21 protein-coding genes are annotated in these 23598 nt (G+C 61.9%); 11 read left to right on the top strand and 10 right to left on the bottom strand.

The window, feature by feature from the left end:
- Nucleotides 1-402: 402 nt before the first annotated feature.
- A complete protein-coding gene (locus BLJAPNOD_RS11485) occupies nt 403-1941 on the bottom strand; it encodes a M81 family metallopeptidase (protein ID WP_115419894.1) in 1539 nt (512 codons plus the stop codon).
- A gap of 441 nt (nt 1942-2382) precedes the next feature.
- Nucleotides 2383-3177, bottom strand: a complete 795-nt coding sequence (locus BLJAPNOD_RS11480) for a transporter substrate-binding domain-containing protein (protein WP_244610922.1) — start codon at nt 3175-3177, stop codon at nt 2383-2385.
- Here BLJAPNOD_RS11480 and BLJAPNOD_RS11475 point away from each other — a divergent pair.
- The 4 genes from BLJAPNOD_RS11475 to BLJAPNOD_RS11460 all read left to right on the top strand — a co-directional run bounded on the left by BLJAPNOD_RS11475 (nt 3172) and on the right by BLJAPNOD_RS11460 (nt 5310).
- A complete protein-coding gene (locus BLJAPNOD_RS11475) occupies nt 3172-3378 on the top strand; it encodes a hypothetical protein (protein WP_115419893.1) in 207 nt (68 codons plus the stop codon). The genes BLJAPNOD_RS11480 and BLJAPNOD_RS11475 overlap by 6 nt on opposite strands.
- A 48-nt stretch (nt 3379-3426) precedes the next feature.
- Nucleotides 3427-4344: a LysR family transcriptional regulator gene (locus BLJAPNOD_RS11470; RefSeq protein ID WP_077504959.1), complete on the top strand. Its 918-nt coding sequence runs from the start codon at nt 3427-3429 to the stop codon at nt 4342-4344.
- Nucleotides 4345-4443: 99 nt separating this feature from the next.
- The gene (locus tag BLJAPNOD_RS11465; protein WP_077504958.1) at nt 4444-4764 is read left to right on the top strand and encodes a low molecular weight protein tyrosine phosphatase family protein; all 321 of its coding nucleotides are present in this window, start codon (nt 4444-4446) and stop codon (nt 4762-4764) included.
- A gap of 60 nt (nt 4765-4824) precedes the next feature.
- The gene (locus BLJAPNOD_RS11460) at nt 4825-5310 is read left to right on the top strand and encodes a hypothetical protein (protein ID WP_077504957.1); all 486 of its coding nucleotides are present in this window, start codon (nt 4825-4827) and stop codon (nt 5308-5310) included.
- Nucleotides 5311-5339: 29 nt separating this feature from the next.
- Here BLJAPNOD_RS11460 and BLJAPNOD_RS11455 read toward each other — a convergent pair whose 3' ends face one another.
- From BLJAPNOD_RS11455 to BLJAPNOD_RS11435, 4 genes are all read right to left on the bottom strand, one after another.
- The gene (locus BLJAPNOD_RS11455; RefSeq protein ID WP_115421254.1) at nt 5340-6530 is read right to left on the bottom strand and encodes a TCR/Tet family MFS transporter; all 1191 of its coding nucleotides are present in this window, start codon (nt 6528-6530) and stop codon (nt 5340-5342) included.
- A gap of 582 nt (nt 6531-7112) precedes the next feature.
- Nucleotides 7113-8771: an arylsulfatase gene (locus BLJAPNOD_RS11445; protein WP_077504956.1), complete on the bottom strand. Its 1659-nt coding sequence runs from the start codon at nt 8769-8771 to the stop codon at nt 7113-7115.
- Between the two features lie 589 nt (nt 8772-9360).
- Nucleotides 9361-9834 (bottom strand): VOC family protein, encoded by a 474-nt coding sequence (locus BLJAPNOD_RS11440; protein WP_115419891.1) that lies wholly within the window; start codon nt 9832-9834, stop codon nt 9361-9363.
- 168 nt (nt 9835-10002) lie between these two features.
- Nucleotides 10003-11961, bottom strand: coding sequence for an elongation factor G (locus tag BLJAPNOD_RS11435; RefSeq protein ID WP_115419890.1), 1959 nt, complete (start codon nt 11959-11961; stop codon nt 10003-10005).
- Between the two features lie 280 nt (nt 11962-12241).
- On the opposite strand from BLJAPNOD_RS11435, the gene BLJAPNOD_RS11430 reads away from it, so the two are divergent.
- Nucleotides 12242-12925 (top strand): glutathione S-transferase family protein, encoded by a 684-nt coding sequence (locus tag BLJAPNOD_RS11430; protein WP_115421253.1) that lies wholly within the window; start codon nt 12242-12244, stop codon nt 12923-12925.
- Nucleotides 12926-12954: 29 nt separating this feature from the next.
- Here BLJAPNOD_RS11430 and BLJAPNOD_RS11425 read toward each other — a convergent pair whose 3' ends face one another.
- Nucleotides 12955-13935, bottom strand: coding sequence for a transporter (locus BLJAPNOD_RS11425; protein WP_115419889.1), 981 nt, complete (start codon nt 13933-13935; stop codon nt 12955-12957).
- A 368-nt stretch (nt 13936-14303) separates the two neighbouring features.
- On the opposite strand from BLJAPNOD_RS11425, the gene BLJAPNOD_RS11420 reads away from it, so the two are divergent.
- The 3 genes from BLJAPNOD_RS11420 to BLJAPNOD_RS11405 all read left to right on the top strand — a co-directional run bounded on the left by BLJAPNOD_RS11420 (nt 14304) and on the right by BLJAPNOD_RS11405 (nt 16851).
- Nucleotides 14304-15353, top strand: a complete 1050-nt coding sequence (locus tag BLJAPNOD_RS11420) for an aldo/keto reductase (protein WP_077504951.1) — start codon at nt 14304-14306, stop codon at nt 15351-15353.
- A gap of 407 nt (nt 15354-15760) precedes the next feature.
- On the top strand, nt 15761-16165 hold the full coding sequence (locus BLJAPNOD_RS35930) for an antitoxin Xre-like helix-turn-helix domain-containing protein (protein WP_115419887.1): 405 nt from the start codon (nt 15761-15763) through the stop codon (nt 16163-16165).
- On the top strand, nt 16162-16851 hold the full coding sequence (locus tag BLJAPNOD_RS11405) for an RES family NAD+ phosphorylase (protein ID WP_115419886.1): 690 nt from the start codon (nt 16162-16164) through the stop codon (nt 16849-16851). Before BLJAPNOD_RS35930 ends, BLJAPNOD_RS11405 begins: the two co-directional genes overlap by 4 nt.
- 369 nt (nt 16852-17220) lie before the next feature.
- On the opposite strand, the gene BLJAPNOD_RS11400 is transcribed toward BLJAPNOD_RS11405, so the two are convergent.
- Together BLJAPNOD_RS11400 and BLJAPNOD_RS11395 are read right to left on the bottom strand one after the other, a co-directional pair.
- A complete protein-coding gene (locus BLJAPNOD_RS11400; RefSeq protein WP_077504948.1) occupies nt 17221-17712 on the bottom strand; it encodes a hypothetical protein in 492 nt (163 codons plus the stop codon).
- Nucleotides 17713-18054: 342 nt separating this feature from the next.
- Nucleotides 18055-18996, bottom strand: coding sequence for a LysR family transcriptional regulator (locus tag BLJAPNOD_RS11395; RefSeq protein WP_115419885.1), 942 nt, complete (start codon nt 18994-18996; stop codon nt 18055-18057).
- Nucleotides 18997-19132: 136 nt separating this feature from the next.
- Between BLJAPNOD_RS11395 and BLJAPNOD_RS11390 the strand changes: the two genes are divergently transcribed.
- On the top strand, nt 19133-19543 hold the full coding sequence (locus BLJAPNOD_RS11390) for a cupin domain-containing protein (protein WP_115419884.1): 411 nt from the start codon (nt 19133-19135) through the stop codon (nt 19541-19543).
- An 89-nt stretch (nt 19544-19632) separates the two neighbouring features.
- Nucleotides 19633-20622: an aldo/keto reductase gene (locus tag BLJAPNOD_RS11385; protein WP_115419883.1), complete on the top strand. Its 990-nt coding sequence runs from the start codon at nt 19633-19635 to the stop codon at nt 20620-20622.
- Nucleotides 20623-20783: 161 nt separating this feature from the next.
- On the opposite strand, the gene BLJAPNOD_RS11380 is transcribed toward BLJAPNOD_RS11385, so the two are convergent.
- On the bottom strand, nt 20784-22445 hold the full coding sequence (locus tag BLJAPNOD_RS11380; RefSeq protein ID WP_115419882.1) for an arylsulfatase: 1662 nt from the start codon (nt 22443-22445) through the stop codon (nt 20784-20786).
- Between the two features lie 417 nt (nt 22446-22862).
- Between BLJAPNOD_RS11380 and BLJAPNOD_RS11375 the strand changes: the two genes are divergently transcribed.
- A complete protein-coding gene (locus BLJAPNOD_RS11375) occupies nt 22863-23369 on the top strand; it encodes a GNAT family N-acetyltransferase (protein WP_115419881.1) in 507 nt (168 codons plus the stop codon).
- Nucleotides 23370-23598 lie beyond the last annotated feature (229 nt).

Raw genomic sequence — 23598 nt, 5'->3', positions numbered from 1 at the left:
CGTCGACCGAGTCATCGGCCTCGACGCACCCAAGTCGGCGTTAGGCAAAATGCGCCAATGGACAGTGAGCGGGGCATGTTTCCCCGTCTATCTCCGGCTGAAACCATAACAGGGTTCACATGCAATGTCGTCACCGTTCAATGTGGAGGTGCGAGCGAAGGTGCTGACTGGGGGATGATGGCGATTGCGGCTGGCGATCGTCGGTGGAGCGAAGGTGGCGAGATCAATGGCGCGACCTGAGAGAGGCCCAGGCCTCTGCACACCCTTCCAGGCGAACTCAATGACTGCGATCGGCGCAAGGCGCCGTCGGCAGGTGGCTGGCGACTCGTCCACTCGATGCCGTAAAGGCGCGGGACTGAAATTGTCGCAAGCCGTCGACAGCCAGGCGGCCGAAATTGACTGTCACGCCAAGACATCCGCAGGCGCGGACGCCGCCACAATCTCCTCCTCGCGATCCAGCGGATAGATCGGCCGCCGTACGCGCTTGAATGCCCGCGCGCCGATATTGGCGGTACTCAGCCCATCGGCATCGACCTCGATAATCTCGGACGCGATCGGCCCGAAGGCGGCGCGGAAGTGTTGCTGTGATTTGACGACGACGATGTCGTAGTTCGCCGGCTCGATGCCGACGGCGCGAAAGAGGTTCTGGTCGAGCATCTGCTGCCGTTCGCTCGAAATCAGGATGTCGATGCCCGAGACATGGAAGCGCACGCTCGGGCCGAGCGATGCCGGCAGGCCCTGGAACATCGGCCCTTCGAAGATGATCCGGCCATCGGAGATCGCCTGCACCGTGCCCCTCACCCGGATCGGCCCACCGCCGACGGCGGGGTCGATCTTGCAGCCGAGCGTCACCTCGCGCTCGGCGCCGAGGCCCGCCTCGATCAGCTCGGCAACCACGGCCGGGTCGCACATCGCACCGAAGGCGGCGTTTTCGACACCCGCCTGCAGCAGGCCACCGAGCAGGCAGGTGGAATCGCTATAGGCGCCGCAGCCGGGGTTGTCGGAGAAATCTGCGATCACCAGCGGCCCGGGCTTGCGCTTGGTAGCGAAATGTTTCGCGATGGCGCCCGGCAGTGCCGTCAGCGGCAATTGCTCGTCCTGATGTTCGCGCCGCTGCCAGATCTCGTCGCAGAGCCGTTCCGCATGCACGACCGCCTCAGTGTCGGCCACCTTCGCCTTGTCGTAGCAGATGACGGCCGAAGGCCCGGTGTTGTGGATGTCGGCATCGTAGAAGCCGGCATTGATGGAGGTCGCAAGAATCCCCGCCTCGCCCGCGATGGCATCGGCGATATCCAGCAGCTCGGTCATGGCGCAGGCATGGGTCGTCCGGCCGTCGTTGCAGCCATTGATCATCGGCGGCTGGCGAATGGCGATGGCGGGCGTGATCTCGCCACGCATCGCCGCATCCAGCAGCGCGCCTGCCTTATGGGCGCATTCGGCCATGTCGACATGCGGATAGGTGCGGAACGACACGGCGATATCGAGAAGAGCGGCCATGTCAGGCGCCGAATTGGCGTGCAGGTCGAAGGTGGCGGCGATGGGCAGGTCCGGCCCGACGATGCCCCTCACCGTCTCCAGCAACTGGATCTGCGCGTCGTCGGCGGTCTCGGTGCACATGGCGCCGTGAAAGACGATGAAGACGCCGTCGAGCTTTTCGCCTTCAAGCGCGGCCATCACATCGGCAACGAAGCGCAGCCGCGTTTCCTCGTCGATCCGGCCGCCGGGCTCGGCCCGCGCCGCTACCGTATAGACCGGCTGCCAGCCGTAGCGGTCGCAACAGTCGATGAAGCCACCGATTTCCGAATTGGTGCCGCGGCAATTGCCCTCGATATCAGCGCCCTTGAAGTAGTGGCACATCTCGAAGTCCTTGAAGCCGGTCTTCAGCTTCGAGAACGTGTTGGTTTCCTGGTTGAACTCGAGAACGGCGACCTTGAAGCTCATGGCATGCACTTTCATTCGGGGAATGGAGAAGATCGAAGAGACGGGCGCCGGGGAAGCGCGAACACCCCGGCGCCGCGCCCGTCGCATGTTGCGTCCTGCGTCGAAGGCAGTGCGCAACACGCGAATTTCTTGGAAGAGGCCCCCTCACAAGTTCCTTGTGTGGCTAGCCCCTCACCCTCTCCCCGCAGGCGGGGAGAGGGAACGAGGTCCATCTCGAACACATCACCTTGCGCGCCGCTGGTGAGAATGTTGGGAGCGTGGCTGAGCTCATCCGTCACTTGGTCGCGACAGGAAAGAACGTTGAGAGGACTGACGGCTATCAGGGTTGCGAGCGGCTGCCGCGATGTCCCTTCTCCCCGCGCGCGGGGAGAAGGTGGCCGGCAGGCCGGATGAGGGGCTTCGATGAACCCCCAACGTCCTGGCTAGCCAGCCACCCTCGCCTCAGCGAAAATATTCGCTCGTGCTCTTCGGCCGGGCCATGATGTCGAAGTCAAAATATTGCTTGCGGATCTTGTCGTAGGTGCCGTTGGCCATGATCGCCTCCAGCCCACCGTTGAGCTTGCCGAGCAGCCCTTCGTTGCCCTTGCGCACCGCCATGGCGTTGCCCTGCGCCGTATCGAGGATGAAGCTGTCGCCGACGAAATCGCAGCAGCCGCTGTCGTCCTTGGCCAGCCAGTCCGTCAGCGCCATCTGGCCCTCGAGGATCAGGTCGAGCCGGCCATTGGCCATGTCGAGGAACACTTCGCTGAGCGTCGGATAGAGCTTCACTTCGCTGTCGGGGAAAAACTCCTGCAGCGCCTCGACCGCCACCGAGCCGGACTGCGTGCCGATAACCTTGCCCTTCAGCGCCTCGGGCGAAACGTCGGTCAGGCCCAGGTCCTTGCGGGCGATGAAGCGCATGGCGTTGAAATAATAGGGCTTGGTGAAGTCGACTTCCTTCTTGCGGTCTTCGTTGATCGCCATCGAAGCGATCATCACGTCGAATTTCTTGGCCTGAAGTGCCGGAATGATGCCGGACCACTCGTTGGTGCTCCAAACGCATTCCACCTTGATCTCAGCACAGACCGCCTGGCCGATATCGTAGTCGAAACCTTTGATCTCGCCGCTCGCCGTCACATAGTTGAAGGGCGCATAATCGCCTTCGGTGCCGATCGAAAGCTTGTCCGCCGCAAGGCTGGTGCCGGCCATGGCGCAGGCGAAGAAAAGTGCTGACGCACGCATGAACTTCTTTTGCATGTCGTTCCCTTTGTTATCAGTCTCGGCGCCTTCCGGGTGATCGCCCGCAAAGCCACGCATCGGGCCGAACCCAATGCCGATTTCGCGTGCTATTCCCTGATTTTACAGCCGATCGTTGTTGCGTTTTCGCTTTATTATTCGTCGACAATGGGCGACGCGACCACGCTTCGCAATGCCAAAGAAATAATCCCAGCCATCTAAAAAATTCATATATGGTGCAGAGGATAGACCCGCCTTCCGGAGAACCCCATGCGCGACCTGCCGAGCCTCAAATCCCTGCGCGCCTTCGAGGCGGCGGCGCGCAATGGCAGCCTGACGGCAGCGGCAAACGAGCTTTGCATCGGCCAGGGCGCCATCAGCCACCAGATCCGCATTCTCGAAGACAATCTCGGCCTCAGCGTGTTCGTCCGCAAACAGCACGGCGTCGAGCTGACGCCCGAGGGCGCCCTGCTCTTTGCCTCCTGCAACCGCGCCTTTGACGATCTGGAAGGCGTCGTCCAGCATATCCGCCCGCGCAACACCCAGAAGATCCTGCGCGTCAAGGTCGGGCCGTTCTTCTCGATGAAGCTGATCGCGCCGCGCATTTCCGGGTTTCTGGGCGAAAACCCGGGTCTGCAGATCCACCTCTCCCACCTCGAAACCAACACGCCCGCCACCGGCACCGCCGATGTGATCATCGACTATTGCCTGCACCCGCCGCCTGCCCGCTTTTCGCAGCGGCTGCTGCGCGAGCGCCTGGTGCCAGTCTGCGGCCGCGCCACCTGGGAGGCGCAGGCAGACAAGCACGACCTGCTCTGCGGCAACCGCCTGCACTATCGCGGCCTTCAGGAATGGCAGAGCTGGATCGCCTCCTCCGGCCTCAGGCTCCCCCCCAGCCGCCAGGACCTGATCTTCGACGACCAGCACATCATTCTGGAAGCGGTGAAGGAAGGACAGGGCGTCGCCCTGATCGACCGCACCATGGTGGAATACGAACTCAGATCCGGCCAGGTCTGCCTCGTGCACGACCATTTTTACGAACCCAACGAGACCTATCAATTCGTCTGCCAGGAAGAGCTTTTCCGCACCAAGCCGGTGACCAAAAGCTTTCTCGGCTGGCTCCTGCAGGAAATCGGCGACCGCCAGCGCCGGTATGCCGAGATTGCTGCGGTCCACATCGGCGGCTGAGGCGCCAGGACAGTGACGGGAACCGCCGATAGCGAGCGTAGACGTACTCGCGCCTGAGTGGTATTGACGGCATTGCTCGCCTCGCGAAAAGGTTGGATCTTGAGAAACGTCTTGTTCGTCTGCAGTCAAAACAAGCTTCGCAGCCCCACCGCCGAACAGATATTCGCCGACAGGGACGATATCGAGGTTTCCTCGGCCGGCACGAACAACGATGCCGAGAACCCACTTTCGGAAGAACTGATCCAGTGGGCCGATATCGTGTTCGTGATGGAGAGGACCCACCGCGCGAAGGTCCAAGGCAAGTATCGATCGGCACTCAAAGGCAAGCGGCTGATCTGTCTGCATATCCCGGACGATTACGCGTTCATGGATCCTGCCTTGGTCGCGTTGTTGATGAGGAAAGTGCCTCTGCATCTCTAGCGCGAGGCAGGCGATCGCATAAAGAAATAGATGGCAACCGGAAGTGATCGAGCATCATCGATGAAGTGGACAAAGTTGAAGCAGCGTATTGAAGCCCGCTTCGCATCGGAGGCGAATGGTCGGGTGCACGTTCACACGACACGCTATCGCTATGCCAACGATCACGAGGGCGAGTTCCTTGTCACGCTGGACGGAAACAAAATCTACGGAACCGCCTATTACCAATACTGGAAGGCGCGTGTTGCGTTGTGCGCCAAGCATGGGGACGAGCCGTCCGACGCTGAACAACAGGAAATCGACCGGACCCTTCGGGCACAGGGAATAGCGGATCATATCGATTTGCATCGAGCGATGTTCGAGTCTCTGAACCAATCCATTGAACAGATGCTCGATAATTCAAGACCATTGATCAGGGCGCTTGGCATCCTCGATAGCCGTTGCGGCAAACGACGGCTAGTCAAACTGGAGGACACCAATGAGCACGAATTCGTTCGCAATGTTCTCCACTTGCGGCAGCCACCCTGCCAGATCGGATATGGGAGTTAGGCTCCATCTCCTCTTCGTTTCCAGCGCGGCTACCCCACCGCCGCTGGCTTCTGCCCCAACCGCAGGCCGAAAATCAACGGCACGGCCATAGCATAGACAACGACGACCGAAAGCCAGATCGCTCCGGGCCATTGCTCGCGCACGACGAAATAGAAGCTTGAAAACGCCAGCGGGCTGACGATCGAGGCGAGGCTGACAACCGACGCCAGTACGCCCTGGAACTGACCTTGCTGGCTGTCGTCGACCTGCCCGGTCGCCAGAGCCTGCAGCGCCGGCACGCCGATGCCGCCGAGCGCGAAGACCGGCATGATCGCGAAGACCATCCAGCTCTCGGTCGCAAGCGCCATGACGACGAGTGCGGTGCAGACGCTGGCGACACCGGCCAGAATGGCCGCGCGCTCGCCGAGCAGCTTTACGGCCGGCCCCGGAAGGAAGGCCTGGGCAAGGGTCTGGCAGACGCCGAAGGTGCCAAGCGAAAGGCCGACCCAAAGGCCGTTCCACTGGAACGTATCACCGCCCCAGAGCGCCCAGCAGGTGCCATAGGCCTCGCCGGTGGCGCTGAAGATGAAGACGATGACCACGATTGGCAGCAGGCTCCTCACCGACAACACCGAGCGGAGCGGCGCAAGCGGGTTCAGCGCCGAGAGGTCGAGCTTTTCGCGGCTGGGCGTGCGCGACTCCGGCAGGATGAAGAATGCGAGCAGCAGGTTGCAGCCATTGAGGACGGCCGCAGCGATGAAAGGCAACCGCAGCCAATGGTCACCAAGAGCGCCGCCAAGAACGGGGCCAATGATGAAGCCGATGCCGAACATGGCGTTTAACAGCCCGAAGCGGCGGGCGCGTTTGTCTGCGGGTGAAATGTCGGTGATGTAGGCCATCGCCACAGAGATGTTGGCGCTCGTCAGGCCCGCGATCGCCCGACCGATGAACAGCAGGAAGAGATTGGGCGCAAAGGCCAGGAACAGGTAGTTGATGGCCGCGCCGCCAAGCGAAATCAGAAGCACAGGCCGACGCCCGAGCCGATCGCTCAGCGCACCGAGCACCGGCGCAAAGACGAACTGCATGGCTGCATAAAGAGCCGTCATCGTGCCGATATAGGGCGCGACGTTGTCGGCGTGGGTCACCTCCTTCAGCAGTGAGGGCAGGATTGGAAAGATCAGGCCGATGCCGACGGCATCGAGCACGATGGCAATGAAAATGACGATAAGAGGTCTGGTCATGGCACGCTCCGGCGCAAGCATGCGGGCGCCGTCAGGCGCCGAACGCTCGCGATAAGGCTGCGCACAACTCCCCGCATCGGTTCGATTTCGGCGGGAATAGTGCAGCGGGTTTAAAGGCTTGCAGCGAATTGTGCGCGATAGGTGAAGCGCCACGCTGCAAGGTGTGTCAGGTATTGATTTTGGGAGCCGCTGGCCGATCCATGCTCAAGAGCGCACGGATGACATGTGCTTGACCGCCTGGACGCCAATTCGTCCACCTGTTTACTCCGCCACTGAGCGGATCAAGGGAAGCGGTCGCTTTTCGCGACCGGCGATAAATACGCCGATCGGCCACGCGCGACAAGTGTCTTTTTGACGACCGATCGAGGTGTCTCGGCCGCGTTCCGCGCGCCGTGATGCATCGCAAATGCGCGTGATGCAACAGGTGTGTCGCCAGACCTCTGCAACAGAAATCAGCCAAATCGCGGCGGGAGCCGGCAGCACCAGGCCCGTTCGGCACGGTGCGGTGCGGTTGAGGAGCATAGGCTCTCCAACCGCACCGCACCGTATCGGCGGCTCCCGACAGCGGACGTCGATGCGGGTTTACTGCCCGTTCTGCTTGCGCATCGCCTCGGCGATCTGTGCCTTGACGCCGTCTATTCCGAAACTTGCGCCTTTCTGCATTGGCGGAAATTCTATCGCCGACTTTGCCAGTTCCTCAACTTTTTGCTGGACGAGGACAAAGCGCCAGAACTCGAACTTGTACCATTCAAAGTATGATTGCGAACCGACGTTGCCCTTGAAGAAAGCCGTCCGCTCGAACGGATCGAGGCGCAGGTTCACAACGGTCGGCACATCCAGCTTGATGGTGTTGCCTATCCAGCCATCGGGCTGTTCCATGAAGGTGTATTTGTAGTCATCGATGCGGGCCGCGCCGAGCACGCTTTCGGCGAAATACCAGATTTCGTGGCGGTTCGACGGGCCGGTTGCAGCGAGCAGGCTGGTCTGGTCATAGCCATCAAGGTGAACCTTGTAGGTCTGGCCATCAAGTTCTTTGCCCGCCCTCAGTTCGACGGCGATGTTGGTACTCCCGGCCGCGGCCACAAGCGTCGGGAACCAGTCGAGGCCGGACATCAACCCGTTGCAAATCGAACCCGGAGGAACATGCCCTGGCCAGCGGATCATTGCCGGGGCGCGGAAGCCGCCTTCGTAGGTGGTGCCTTTTCCGCCGAAGAACGGTGTCTGTCCGCCATCCGGCCAGGTGAAGTTTTCCGTGCCGTTGTCGGTGGTGAATATGACGATGGTGTTGTCATCGTCGCCCATGTCCTTCAGCTTCTGCAGGGTGTCGCCGACAATGTCGTCCAGCTGCGCCATTCCCGCTTCATGGATAGTCCAGCCATTCTCCGAGTTGCGCATCTTCTCGTATTTTTCCGACAGATGCGTGACGATGTGCATGCGGGTCGGGTTCAGCCAGAGGAAGAACGGCTTGCCGTCGGCCTTGGCCTTGTCGATGAACTTGAAGGAAAGGTCCCGAATTTCGTCATCGACCGTCTCCATGCGTTTCGGGAAGAGCGTCCCGGCATCCTCGATCTTCTGTTTGCCGATCTTGCCCCATCGCGGCATTTCCGTCGGGTCGTCCACGTCGGTGGCCCAGGAGTGGACCATATTGCGCGGACCGACAACGTTTAGCAGTTCCTGCGGATAACCCGGGTGCGCAGGGTCTTCCATCGCGTCCAGGTGGTAGAGGTAGCCGAAGAATTCATCGAACCCATGAACGGTCGGCAGGAATTCATTGAGATCGCCGAGATGGTTCTTGCCAAACTGTCCGGTGGCATAGCCCATCGACTTCAGCACCGTTGCGATTGTGGGCGCCGCAGCAGGCAGGCCAATGGGAGAGCCCGCCTGGCCAACCGTGGTCATGCCGGTTCGAACCGGAAGTTGTCCGGTAATGAAGTTGGCGCGCCCCGCCGTGCAACTGGCCTCGGCGTAGTAATCGGTAAAGAGCATCCCCTCTGCGGCAAGCTTGTCGAGATGGGGCGTGCGGCCCGCCATCATGCCGCGATTGTAGGCACCGATATTCCAGATGCCGACATCGTCCCCCATGATGACCACGATGTTTGGTTTCTTGCCGGCTGTCTGCGCCATCGCGCTGCGGCTCAAGGCGACGCTCGCGGTGGTGCCGATTGCCGACATCGCCAGCAGCGACCCGCCGGTCAAAAGTATATCTCGTCGTGTTGGAGTTGCATCGATTGCCATGCTCATTCCTCCGTTTTGTCAGGCGAAAGGCAAAGCAATGCGCGCTGCGACGGGAATTGTAATGGGGAGGTCGTGGCTTCGGATTGCTCTGTCGTGATAGCCGCGCGAAATCGCGTGCATTGTCGATCCTGACAAGACCTGTCGGCTGGCCTGATCCAACACTAAGCGACCCAAAATGAGCCGATTGCAAGTCACGGCAGGCAATGAATGCGATTAAAGTAACGAAGACTGGTCTATATAAAGGGTTACAAGCACCATCCCGGCACGAAAAGATACATTTATTTAACGTAATGAGGTCTTCTTTCTTAATAACCTCGGCACTATGACGTTCACTTTATTCAATTCAATTCAAACAATTTCATAACCATACCATTATTATAGCGAAATTTCACACCAATTATAGTACTTCCGGGTTAAGCACATCTACGGATAGCCAAGATGATGCCCTAACCCACAGCGAGGCTGGGCTCGTTTCTGAGACACGCCCCTGGTTTTCCGGGTATAGGGAGCCGTCGACAACGATCTCGCCTTCCAGCTCTCCTGGCGAAGACGATGACGTTCAGTGCTGTCTACACGCTGGCGACGAGACTGCGGCTCAGCCGCGCCGTGCGGCTTTGATCGCGGCAACGTCGATCTTCCTCATCGTCATCATCGCGTCGAACGCACGCTTTGCCTCAGCGCCGCCGATTGCCATCGCTTCGGTCAGGACGCGCGGTGTGATCTGCCAGGAAATGCCCCACTTGTCCTTGCACCAGCCGCAATCGCTCTCCTTGCCGCCGTTACCGACGATGGCGTTCCAGTACCGGTCGGTCTCCTCCTGATCGTCGGTTGCGATCTGGAAGGAGAAGGCCTCGTTGTGGGTAAAGGCCGTGCCGCCGTTCAGCCCGATGCAGGCAACGCCGGCAACGGTGAACTCGACGACCAGAACATCCCCCTCCTTGCCGGACGGATAGTCTCCAGGCGCACGGATGACGGCACCCACGGCGCTGTCGGGAAAGGTCTGGGCGTAGAAGCGGGCGGCCTCCTCGGCGTCCTTGTCGTACCATACGCAGATCGTATTCTTGGCCATTGCGTCGTCCTTTCGCTGTTCGCGTCCGGTTGAGATAAGGCGCGCGCCGCACTTCTCCAGCCAGGGCAAGCGATTTGGCGGGAAATGGGCCGCTGCAGGCCCTTGTCGAAGGGACTATCCGGTGTCCTCGAACACCGCACCCGACGCGAATGCCATAGGTCTGGGCGCCTACCCCGCCTGTGCCGTCCCATGGGCGTGGATCACGGCGTCGGCCTCCTTGCCGTAGAGCTCCTCGAAATGGTCGAAGCTCTTGGAGAAGTAGCCGATCCCTTGCGTTGCCGAGCGCAGCGCCCGCGCCAGCTCGTCGAGTGCCGACCCCGGCACCAAGGCGCGAAAAACGTCCCAGCCCTTGGCCGCCTCGTCGCGGTCGAAACCCAGCACCTGCCCCTTGTAGGTGGAAACGATCGGCACCAGGCTGCCGGAATAGATCGACGGAATATGGATCTCGACGCGCACCACCGGCTGCATCAGCACGGCGGAGGCCTGCGACAGCGCCTGGCGCACGCCCATCTTGGCAGCGGCCCGGAAGGCGAATTCGGAGCTGTCGACCTGATGGTGCTGGCCGTCCGTCAGCGTCACGCCGACATCGATCACCTGAAAACCGAGCGGCCCCTTCTCCATCGCCTCGCGCGCACCCGCCTCGATCGCCGGGATGAAATTGCGCGGCACCGCCCCGCCCTTCACCGTCTCGTTGAAGCTGAAGCCGCCGCCGCGCTCGTTGGGGTGGACGCTGAGCTTGACGTCGGCAAATTGCCCGGCGCCACCGGTCTGCTTGCGGTGGCGGTAATGCACGTCGGAGGGTTTCAGTACGGTCTCGCGATAGGTCGGGCTCGGTGGCCTGTCGGTGACGCCGACATGGAAGACATCGGCCAGCGTCTTGCACAGATCGCGCAGGTGCACCGGCCCCTGCACGCAGATCAGCTGCGCGCCCGTGCCTTCCTCCTGCATCACCTTCAGGCTGCGGTCGGTCTCGGCGAGCTTGGCAAGCGTGCCGGAAAGCTTGGTCTCGTCGCGTTCGCTGTCGGGCACCAGAATGCGCTCCAGCATCGGCGTCGGCGGCGCCGTCCAGTCCGGCGCTTCGGATGCGGCGGTGGTTGTCAGAAGCGCCGGCACCGGCAGGTGATCGGATTTGACCGCGGCAAAGATCGTGCCGGGCTCCGGTATCCCTGTCGCAAGCGGCTTGCCGGTTGCCGGGTCCTGCAGCGAGCCGACACCGCCGCCGCCGAGCGCTGCCCCCTGCTTGATGCCAGCGGAAAGGGCGCGCACCAGCACGGTCTTGCCGACATTCTGGCGGTGGTAGGCGTGGAAGCTGACGGCGGCAATGCTCGTCTCAGTGATCTTGCTTGCCTCACCCAGCCTTTTTCGCAGCATATCGACCGGCGGCGTCTCATGCCTCAGCGCCTTCATCAGCCGCAGGATGCCGTTGCTGTGGCTCGCCGCGCCGACAAGAACGGGAATGATCCGGTTTTCCCTGAGGAGCCGCGATGAGATGGCATAGATCGTGTCGCTTGCCGGCTCGCGATCCTCGATCAGCTCCTCGAGCAGCCAGTCGTCGAACTCGGAGAGATGTTCGAGCAGCTCGGCGCGCGCTTCCTTCTCGCGCTCCAGCGTCGTGTCCGGAATTTCGATCAGCGCCGAGGTCTGCCCCTCGCGATAGCGCCAGGCGCGTTCGGAGATCAGGTCGCAGCTGCCGACGATCCTGTCTCCTTCGCGGATCGGCACCTGGCGCAGGATCAGCATGTGGCTGGAATAATCCTGCAGCGCGGCAATGACGTCGCGCAAGCGGCCCCGCGGCTCGTCCATGCGGTTGACGAAGATGATGCAGGGCGTGCCCGATGCCTCGATCACCTTGAGATAGGGTGCCGCCAGCACCGCCTCCTCCGGCGCCGGCGAGACACAGAGCACGCAGGCGTCGCTTGCCAGAAGCGCATGCTGCGCATGGGCCAGCGCTTCGGTGGCGCCGGGCGCGTCGAGCGCGCACCAGGCCTCCTTGCCGATCTCGAATTCGGTGACGTTCAATCCGTAAGGTGACATGACCTTTCTGGAGCTTTCCCCCAGCGCAGCCAGTTTTTCCACCAGCGTGGATTTTCCGGTCTGCGAAGGCCCAACTACCGTGAAGCAGCGCATCGGCGATCCTCCCCTGTCGAGATCGCGAGAGCGCCGTGCGTTGCAACGCTCCGCCTCCCCTTAAGTCTAGGGCAGCTTTCTGACTTTCAAAGGCATTGCGCAAAAACGCAGCCGAACAGGGCCACGAAACAGACAGAAAGCCGCCACGCCAGACCATAAACTGATTGCAAAAGCGCATCAGTTTTGCAATAACCTCACGCGTGAAACCAGACCCATGGGCGTTGTGCGGCGCTGCCGGACACAACGCAACGCCGAAACGTCAGCATCGGAGGCTGCCCGCATGTCGCTCACGCTTTATCTGCATCCACTCGCCTCTTTCTGCCACAAGGTGCTCGTCGCGCTCTACGAGAACGACACGCCCTTCGATGCGAGCCTGGTCGACCTTCTCGACCCCGCGGAGGCGGCGCGCTTCGCTAAGCTTTGGCCGGTCGGCAAGATGCCGGTTCTCAGCGACAGCGCCCGCGACGTGACCATCCCGGAGACGTCCATCATCATCGAATATCTCGACCGCCACTATCCCGGCAGCCAGCCGCTGATCCCTGTGGGCGCGGACGACGCGCTGCAGGCGCGGCTCTGGGATCGCTTCTTCGATCTCTACATCCATGTGCCAATGCAGAAGATCGTCACCGACACGCTGCGCGGAAGCGGCGAGAACGACCCTCGCGGCGTTTCTGATGCCCGCGCCACGCTTGGCACAGCCTATGCCATGGCCGACCGGCATTTCGCCACCAACGCCTTTGCCGGCGGCGCCGCCTTCAGCCTTGCCGATTGCGCCGCGGCCCCCGCTCTCTTCTATGCTGGAATTGTCGAGCCCTTTGCGGACAAGCACCCGCATCTCCAGGCCTATTTCGAGCGGCTGCTAGAGCGTGCTTCGATGCGCCGCGTGCTCGCCGAGGCGCAGCCCTACTTCCACATGTTTCCCTATAGGGATCTCATGCCCGCGCGGTTCCTTGCCGGAGCCTGAAACGGCTCCGGACGCGACGCCAGGCGAAATTACTCGACCTGCTTTGGCGGCGTGCCGATCGGGAAGGACACGGTCACGAAACCGGCCGTGCCTTCTGCGCGGTTCTTCGCCGCAAATTCCTGGAACACCTTCAGCCGCAGCGAGACAGGGGTCTCGCCCATCTTGAAGTTGTAGCCGACCGTGCCGCCGAGTGATGCCACCCGACCCTTGAAGTCGCCGAGCCGCGCGCCGGGGCCGCTGTCGCCCGTCACCTGCTGGTAGAAGTAGCCGATGAAACCGGCGGAAAACTGCGGCGTGAACTGCTTGGAGAGCGCCCATTCCGTGTGGAACTCGGTGCCGGTGCGGTAGTCCGTCGCCGGGTTCTCGCCGTTGAAGGTAAAGCCCGCGGCGCCTGAGAGGTCGATGCCGGTTTCAGGGTTGAACCAGGTTCCGGCGAAGGTCAGGTCAGCCGCCCAGCGGTTGAACGAAAGATTGGCGATCTCGCCCTTGTGATAATCGCCGATCGGAATGTTGACGCTGAGATTGGTCGACCAGTGGAAGTCGCCCTCGTGCCAGCCGAGCGAGGCGCCGACGACAGGGTCGCCGATGGTGAAGATCGAATCCTCGACGCCGCGGCTAAGCCCGCCGGGCAGCGAAACCGACGCGTCCACCTTCGGCCCGCCGAAGGGAACAATCGCGCTAAAGCCGAGGTTGCCGCCCATCACGTCCTCGGGCAGAACCCAGAGGCCGGTGACGAAGTCCGCAATCAGCTTGACGTCGACGTCGGCCACCACCTGTCCGCCGACAGGCAGCTGGCGACTGCCGCCAAGCTCGCCGAAATAGAAGTAAGTGTCGTTCTGGATATAGGTGCCGGGAGGGGCGAGCAGGCCAGCCATCGGGCCGCGCGCGCCGAGCAGGTAGAAGCCCGCACCGTTTTCCGCCGCCTGCACCGCCTCTGCCCCCAGCAGGACCGATGAAAAGACACCGGCGCCAAGGCCGACCGTGGCAAGCAGACGTGCAGCTGATCTCATGTGATTCCCCTCTTTCACGAGAGGGAAGATATCACTTTAACGTGTGCGAGCGACCCCTAAGACAGGGGAGCAGGATGTGATTGCCGACGCGAACATGCCTCGACGTCGCGCTCGAAACGTTCGGCGTGGAAAACTATTGGCGCAATCTGCGCGGCCCGCACCCCGCCCGCAAACGCGATGCCGATACCGTTTAGCGGCTCCCGGCAACACACTGCCGATACGGCGCGTTACGTGCCCTGCCAACGCTTCCTCAAGCACCAATATGCAAGGCGTGATTGAATCGGGAGGTGTCACCTTGCTCGGCATCGCCATGCCCCTAGTTTGTCATCGACGGCAATGGACCGACACCAGGGGAAGAGGACAGCGACATGGAATACCGACTGCTTGGCCGCTCCGGCCTGAAGATCTCGACGATCACCATGGGCACGATGACGATCGGCGGTGGCGGCAAGTTCGCGCAGGTCGGCAATGTCGGCCTCGACGAGGCGCGCCGCTATGTCGACATGTGCCTCGATGCCGGCGTCAACCTGATCGATACCGCCGATATCTATTCCACCGGCGGCTCGGAGGAGATCATCGGCGATATCCTCGGCGGCAAGCGCAAGAACGGCGTGCTCGTCGCCACCAAGGCGCGCTTCAACATGGGACCGGGACCGAACGACGGCGGCCTCTCCCGCCACCACCTGATTGCCGCCTGCGACGCGAGCCTGAAGCGGTTGAAGACCGATGTCATCGATCTCTACCAGGTGCACGAATGGGACGGCCAGACGCCGCTCGAAGAAACGATGGAGGCGCTCGATACGCTCGTTCGCCACGGCAAGGTGCGCTATATTGGCTGCTCCAACTATTCCGGCTGGCACATCATGAAAGCGCTCGGCATCAGCGCGCTCGACCGCCGCCACCGCTTCGTCAGCCAACAGATCCACTACACGCTCGAGGCCCGCGAGGCGGAATACGAGCTGCTGCCGATCAGCCTCGACCAGGGCCTCGGCGTGCTCGTTTGGAGCCCGCTTGCCGGCGGTCTTCTTTCGGGCAAGCACCGGCGCAACCAGACGCCGGATGGCACCCGCCAGCTTGCCGGCTGGAACGAGCCGCCGATCCGAGACGAGGAGCGGCTGTGGAAGATCGTCGACATGCTCACGGCGATCTCAGGCGAGCGCGGCGTCTCGCCCGCCCAGGTCGCGCTTGCCTGGCTGATCGACCGCAAGGGCGTGACCTCCGTCATCATCGGCGGCCGCAAGGAGGAGCAGTTCCGCGACAACCTTGCGGCAGCCAGCCTCAAACTGACCGACGAGGAACGCGAACTGCTCGACGCCGTCAGCCTGCCGCCGGTGCTCTATCCCTACTGGCACCAGCTGCGCAGCGCCAAGGACAGGCTCGGCGAGGCCGACCTGTCGCTGTTGGGTCCGCATGTTTGAGAGCTGCGCAAGCAGTCGGGCACCGGGCTCCGCCACCTGAAACGTTTGCGCGTCCGCGCCTCACGCAGCCCTTGCCGCCCCTCATCCGGCCTGCCGGCCACCTTCTCCCCGCATGCGGGGAGAAGGATACCCGCTGCACCCGCCCGTTCCAAAAAAATGCTTTTTAAGTCGCGTCCCGCGTTGACCACAGATCCAGGTGGCGACCAAGCTGGTATCCACGTCCCCTCTCCCCGCTTGCGGGGAGAGGGCTAGGGTGAGGGGCACGCCGCAGAGGTGCGGGCCAGAGATAAACCTGCCAAGTGCCGGAACCGATGCCGTTACCGGAAAAGTTACCGCCTCTTGACTTCCCGCCGAAACGATCCAATTTATATCATATGATACGGAAAGAGCATTCATAGGAGACACTCATGCCCAGTGCCCAACAGGCTCTTGCGCCCGACCGCGACGCGGCCAGACAGGAGGAAGCGGTCATCGTCAAGGCGGTGGTGAAGGCCTGCGACCTGTGGAAGCTGACCAACAGGGAAGCATCGCAGCTCTTCGACGTGCCGATCGCTACCTGGAACCGGATGAAGGCCGGCGATTTCAAAGGCCGGCTCGACCAGGACAAGCGAATGCGCGCCAGCCTGATCGTCGGCATCTTCAAGAGCCTGCGGCTCTATTTCAACGGGCCGTTGACCTACCAATGGCCGAAGGCGGTCAATACCGGTCCGGTGTTTGACGGCCAGTCGCCGATCGACCTGATGATCGAGGGCGGCATACCGGCGATGATGAAGGTGCGCCGCTATCTCGATGGCCTGCGCGGCGGCCTATGATCCCTGAGATCGATTTCACCGATCCGGCCACCATCCGGCTGATCTCCACCGCCTATATCGACGAACCCGCCGTCAAACCGCTCTGCGACGACGAGGACGACATCGAGATCCTCAACCGGCTGGAGGCGCTGACATCGGCACGGCTGAGCCCGCTGGCGCTACCGGCCGGCGTCAACCCGGCAGAGCTTCTCAACGATAGCTTCGGCTATGGCTGGTCGCTGATCAACGCCGCCTTCTGCCATGCGCGCCCGCCGGGCAACCGCTTCAACACCGAGGATCGCGGCGCCTGGTATTGCGCCTTCGGCGACACCGCGCTCGAAACCTGCCAGGCCGAGATCGTCTATCACCGCACCCGGGCGCTGGTCGATGCCGGCATCTTCGAGGACATCGGCGCCTACCGCGAACTGATCGCCGGCTTCACCTGCCGCTTCCACGATGCGCGCGGCGAAACGGGGGCTGCCTATCTCGGTCCCGACCCTGCCCTCGCATACCCCGCCGGCCAGGCGCTTGCAGCCACTATCTACGCCGAAGGCGGCAACGGCCTGATCTACCCGTCCGCCCGCCATCTCCAGGGCGAGTGCATCGCCGTCTTCCGCCCCGCCGTCATCCAGAACATCCGCCAGGGCCGCACCATCACCTTCGAGTGGAAGGGCACGCCGGAGCCGACGATCCGTCGGGAAGACTGAGGGTGCCGCAGCAGTGCTGCGGGAGCAAAGTCATGTGTGATGCGGAAGAATCTAAATCCACCGACTGCCAAAAAACGTCCTCATTCCGGCCTTGTGCCGGAATCCAGCCAGCCCAAACCCTTGGGCTGAAAGGTCTTTTGACCCGACCGACGTCAGGTCGCTGGATTCGGGCACAGGCCGGAATGAGGGAGGCTGAGTCGCGCGCTCCGCCCTGAGCGGAATGGTCCGTCAGAACCAATCACTCAGAACCGGGGTTCGGAAGCACGTCAAAACGCCATCAACCCGTCCGGTTGGAAGGCCGGGAACGCACGCGACATCGATAAGCAAATACGCCATGCCCCTGCCCGCGTCCCCTTCGCCGGGGTGCCGTTACTGAGCGGCCTGGCAGGCCCTCAGCGCCTTGAAGGCAGCGTCGGTTCCAGCCAGCTTTACGACGATGGGATTGCCGCCTGCGGGCGTAATCGTCACCGCCGTCTTCTTGGCCAGGTCGTAGATGAAGTCAGGATTGTTGACCCAGACAAACGCGCCGCGATAGCCGTCTATGGCCTGACCCTTCGCCTCGCCACTGAATTTCTGGCCATCGACATCGAACAGGACCGCAAGCTTCTCGTTGGCTGCAACGTTGGCGTCAGCTTTTGTGTAGAGCGCCATGTAGCCACGCAGCGCCGCCGTTGCATCGATGCCCATCTGAACTTGCGTGCCGTCTGCGTTTGATTTCGTGATCAAGCATCCCGGTCCCATATTCTCCTTGACGAGAATGTCCCAACCGGCTTCCGAGCCGTATTTACTCTGGGCCATAGCACCCGTTGCAACGAGGGCGGTGAAAGCCACTGTCAGTCCAATTGCAATCTGCGTTTTCATAGCAATCTCCTTCTGGTTAGCAGGAATTACCAAGCCAAGCGCGGAGGACGCCGTCGATGAGGGCGCACGACAGGGTGCGCTAGAACGGCTTCAACACGAGTTTGCGAGCGAGAACAGAGACTGCAACTGCGGCTTTCTAATGGAAGCGAGAGAAATACTGTCGGCATTGCCGCCTGGATTGCACCAGCCATGAAATAATGCCGTGGATTAACCGTTCATTAAACTTGGAATCACCGGAAAGTTGATAACGTGAACGTGGCGGCGTGCTCTCGGGCATTGCCGCCAAACGCAGAATACGCAGGCAACCCTAGGGCGTTCGGCAACGAACGCCCTTTGCGTTTTTCAGTCGGAAGGGCTGAGCAACGAGGCCCGACGGGATGACCTGTGCCGCGGACCGCGATACCTCAGTGCATCGGCAACCAGCGCGAAGGCGGGTGAGGTCTGGCGCCGGCTTGGGTAGTAGAGATGGTAGCCGGCAAAAGGCGGGCACCAGTCTTTAAGCACCTGCACCAGCCGACCCGAGGTAAGATATGCTGCCACGGCATCCTCCGGCAGATAGGCGAGCCCCAACCCGCCAAGCGCCGCGCTCAATCTCAGCGCGATAGTGTTGAAGACGAGCTGGCCCTCAACCCGCACCTTCACCTCACGCCCGTCCTTTTCGAACTCCCAGGCATAGATGCCGCCATGGGTCGGCAGGCGCAGGTTGATGCAATTGTGCTCCGTCAGGTCCTGCGGCATCAGCGGCATTTTTCGCGTGGCGAAATAGGATGGCGCGCCGACCACCGCCATGCGCATGTCGGGCCCGATGCGCACGGCGATCATGTCTTTGGCCACCTGCTCGCCAAGGCGCACGCCGGCGTCGTAGCGCTCGGAAACGATATCGGTCAGGCCATAGTCGACGATCACCTCGACATGCACATCCGGATACTCGGGCAACAGCCGTTGCAGCGCCGGCCAGAGGATGCGGTCGGCGGCATGCTCGCCGGCGGTAATGCGGATCGTGCCCGCCGGCTTGTCGCGAAATTCGCTGAGGGCTGCCAGTTCCCGGTCGATCTCGTCCAGGCGCGGGCCGATCGACAACAGCAGCCGCTCGCCGGCCTCGGTCGGCGACACGCTGCGCGTCGTGCGCGTCAAAAGCCGCAAGCCCAGCCGCGCCTCGAGCCCGCGGATCGTGTAGCTCAGTGCCGATTGCGAGACCCCGAGCTGCGCTGCCGCCTTGGTAAAGCTGCGTTCCCGTGCGACAGCAAGGAAGGCGATGAGGTCATTGATCGGCTGGCGCGGCATTCATGAATTTCCCTCATAAGATCTTGCGATATTTACCACCTAATTCTGATCAATCCCACACGCTAAATTGCCTTGAAGATAGCAACGACGTCAGGGCCGACCACGGCGGCGTCGTCATTTGCAAAGGATCGACGCCATGAACATCAAACGCAGCGGCTCAGCGCCCTCGGCCAGAGGGCCGGCGGATTATTTTTCCGGCACCGTGCGCATCGATGCCCCCTTCAACGGCTCGGCTCCTGCGCGCGTCGGTGGCGCCACCGTCACCTTCGAGCCCGGCGCGCGCACCGCCTGGCACACTCACCCGCTCGGCCAGACGCTCATCGTCCTATCTGGCCTCGGCCGCGCCCAGCGCGAAGGCGGGCCGGTCGAGGAGATCCGCCCTGGCGATATCGTCTGGTTCGAACCGGGCGAGAAACACTGGCACGGCGCCTCGCCGGCGTCCGCCATGACCCATATCGCGATTGCCGAGGCCCTCGACGGCAAGGTCGTCGACTGGCTGGAGAAGGTCAGCGACACGGACTACGGGGCCGAAATCAAGGCCGGCTGATCGCCAGCCGGTGGCGCCCCCTCGCCGACCCGATCGCGCGCGCCATCTCTGCTCCAACGGCATCATCATTCGAGACAGGAAAACCTCTCATGGAAAAGCGCACACTCGGCAAAAGCGGCCTTGAAGTCTCGGCCCTCGGCCTCGGCTGCATGGGCCTCAGCTACGGCTATGGCCCGGCCACGGAAAAAGAGGCGGCCATTACCCTCATCCGCACCGCCTTCGAGCGCGGTGTCACCTTCTTCGACACCGCCGAGGCCTATGGCCCCTATAGCAACGAAGAGCTGCTCGGCGAGGCACTCGGCCCCATCCGCAACAAGGTGGTGATTGCCACCAAGTTCGGCTTCGACTTTGACAGCCAAGGTGGCCAGAGCGGCATGAACAGCCGGCCGGATCAGATCCGCAAGGTCGCCGATGCGGCGCTGAAGCGCCTGAAGACCGACGTGATCGACCTGTTCTACCAGCATCGCGTCGACCCCAATGTGCCGATCGAGGACGTGGCAGGCACCGTGCAGCGGCTCATCAGCGAGGGCAAGGTCAGGCATTTCGGCCTTTCCGAAGCCGGCGCCGAGACCATCCGCAAGGCGCACGCGGAACAGCCGGTTGCAGTGCTGCAGAGCGAGTATTCGCTGTGGTGGCGCGAGCCGGAGGCTGAAATCCTGCCGCTGCTCGAAGAACTCGGCATCGGCTTCGTGCCCTTCAGCCCGCTCGGCAAGGGGTTCCTCACCGGCGCCATCAAGGCCGACACCACCTTCGATGCCAAGGATTTCCGCAATGTCGTGCCGCGCTTCACGCCGGAAGCCCGCAAGACCAACCAGGCGCTGGTCGATCTCCTGGGTCAGATCGCAGCCCGCAAGGAAACAACGCCAGCACAGGTCGCGCTCGCCTGGCTTTTGGCGCAAAAGCCCTGGATCGTGCCGATCCCCGGCACCACCAAGCTGCACCGGCTCGAGGAAAACATTGGCGCTGCGGCCGTGAGGCTGACATCAGGCGATCTCGGCGAAATCGACAGTGCACTTGCCGAGGTCACCATCGAGGGCGACCGCTATCCCGCCCACCTGCAGGCGCGCGTCGGTCGCTGATCCCGGTTGCCGGAGGCGGCAAGGTCGTTCTCGCGGCAAAGCGAACGTCCGGTCCGACGGCCCGATCCTGATCAAGCTCGGCCGGCTGCATGACACATGACACGGCCGGCGCGATGCGCCGGCCGTTGATATCCCCAGGAGCAGTGTAGAAAGGCGCAGCCTTACCGCGGTGCCAGTCTTTCCAGCTCGTTCAGCCGCTTCATCGCCGCCTGCTGCTGCAGCAGACTATAGTTGATGCCGCTGGCGTTCAACGTGCTGCCTGTCTGGAAGGGATACTGATCGAAATCCTGGAAGAACTCCTTGATCTTGCCCTGAATCGGCACCAGCAGCCACATGTTGCGGCCGAGGAACTCCATCGCACCGCCCCCTTCCTTCATTCCCTTCTCATAGGGGTCCATGCGCAAGTTGGTGATCATGGCCCAACTGGTTACCTCACGGGTCGCCGTTGCGATGTTACCTTCGCTGGATTGGGCGAAAGCGAGTTTCCAGTCATTCCAGCGGATGGCATTCAGGTTTCCGCCCTGGTCGAAATAGTAGACCGACTCCCGTGGCGGCGCTTTTGCCTCGCCCTTGAGCAGTTCCGTCAGGTCGAAGCCGTCGAGATGCACCTTGAACGTCTTGGTGCCTGCCTGGAACCCTTCCTTCATCTGGCCCTTGACGTCGGAAATGCCGGCAGCCGTCGCAAAGGTCGGAAGCCAATCCATCAACGTCACCGGTTCGTTGATCTGCGTGCCCGGCTTTACCACGCCCGGCCAGCGCACCATCATCGGAATGCGGAAGCCGCCTTCCCAGGTCGTGCCCTTTTCGCCGTGGAACATCGTCATCGCGCCATCCGGCCACAGCGCCAGCTCGGCACCGTTGTCGGTGGTGTAGAGCACGATGGTGTTGTCGGCGATGCCGAGATCGTCGAGCTGCTGAAGCAGTTGGCCGACATGGCCGTCATGCTCGGCCATGCCGTCGGCATGGATGCCCTTGCCGGTCTTGCCCATCGAGTCCGGCTTCAGGTGGGTGAACACGTGCATGCGCGTCGAGTTGAACCAGCAGAAGAACGGCTTGTCGGCCTTGGCCTGCCGGTCGATGTAATCCTTGGCGGCAGCAAGAAATTCTTCATCGATGGTTTCCATGCGCTTGGTATTGAGTGCGCCGGTATCCTCGATCTTGCCGTCCGCGTTGGACTTGATGACACCGCGCGGGCCGTACTTCTTCTTGAACTCGGTATCCTTCGGATAGAAGTAGCCCTCCGGCTCTTCCTCGGCATTGAGGTGATAGAGATTGCCGAAGAATTCGTCGAAGCCGTGATTGGTCGGCAGATGCTGGTCCTGGTCGCCCAGATGGTTCTTGCCGAACTGGCCGGTGGCGTAGCCCTTCGACTTCAGCACATCGGCAATCGTCGGCATCCAGTCCTGAATGCCATGCGGGTCGCCCGGCATGCCGATGGTCAGAAGCCCGGTGCGGAACGGTTCCTGGCCGAGGATGAACGAGGCGCGACCGGCCGTGCAGCTCTGCTGCCCATAGGAGTCCGTGAAGATAGCCCCCTGGGCGGCGATGCGGTCGATATTGGGCGTGCGATAGCCCATGAGGCCCATGGTGTAGGCGCTGATCTGCGGAATGCCGATGTCGTCGCCGAAGATGACGAGGATGTTCGGCGGCTTGCCGCTGCCGGCGGCAGGCTGCTGCTGCGCCTTTGCCGTGTTCAGCGGCGTGGCTGCGCCTGCCATGGTCGCGGCCGCAAGGATAGTGCCGCCGAGAAGCAGGCTGCGACGATCCACGTCGATAGAAGGAATGGTATCGTTGCTGGATGGCTTATCGACATTCTGAACCATGCTCATCGTCTCCTGTTCGTGAGGACTGCAATAGTCGATTGCTCTGAAACGCCTCTATGAGAACCTTCTTGAAATTGTCGCGGGAACTGCCTGAGACCGCCTTCGCAATTGCCGGCTTTCTCGTTGCTGACCGATCACCGACCGCACGCGAAAAAACTACCACGCGAGCGCGCCCGCTCAGGAGTACGTAACAGTTACGTAGCGCCGATTAACTGTCGAGATCGCCTTGCGTCGCAGTGCCGCAGGCCCATAGGCGGCGGCGATGCGGTTGCGCCACGCATGGGGCCGTGGCGAACATCACGTTCTCATGGCCACGCGCAATGTTGCCGCAACCCGGATGGGCGATGTCTCCATCGTCATTTCAAACCGGGTTTCAGACTTGCCATTGAAAGCGAGGCCGCGACCAAGAGGACGTGAATGCCGATATCCCTGCTGCCGGCCGAGGCTGTCGAAGCTGATGCCATCCGCAATCTGACGGTCGATGAAAGCCAGATGGATTTCATCGCCAGCAATGACGAATCTCTGGAAGAACTGACGGAGCGCCCGGAATGCGTCGGCTTTGCCATCATGGCCGAGGGCCAGCCCGTCGGCTTTGCCATGTACGCGCTCGACCCTGATGACGGCAACCACTGGATCTACCGCCTGATGATCGACGCCCGCCATCAGGGCAAGGGGTTTGGCCGCAAGGCACTGGCCGCCTTGGTCGAGACGATGGCAGCCATCCCCGGATGCAACGCGATCTATCTCGGCGTCTACCCGGACAACACTCGCGCCCGCGCGCTTTATCAGCGCGTCGGCTTTCGCGAGACGGGCCAGATCATCGGCGGAGAAACCGTGCTCCGTCTCGGCCTTGCCGGCAGCAACGCCTGGATGAGCCCTAGAGATCCGCGATTCGATGAAGGCGTCAGCTACAACCTCCAGTAAGCCAAAGTGGACAATGTGAGATTTTGCCGCACGCCGGAAATCAGCAAATATGAAGCAATTATAATACATTGAAACACGAATGGATACAAAGCTTTACAAGCGCGCATTGCCGACGGAGAAAATTCACATAACTTGAAGTTGTGTGCTGTGATAAATTTGTGACAGCAACCCTGATCACTGCTTGCTAGAAGCGTGCACCGCATAAGTGGTGCAAGATTCTACGGAGCAT

The organism is Ensifer sp. M14 (genome assembly GCF_003355565.1).
Taxonomy (GTDB): Bacteria; Pseudomonadota; Alphaproteobacteria; order Rhizobiales; family Rhizobiaceae; genus Ensifer.
The sequence above is the reverse complement of the archived record's forward strand: the minus strand, read 5'-3'. Positions and strand labels throughout refer to the sequence as shown.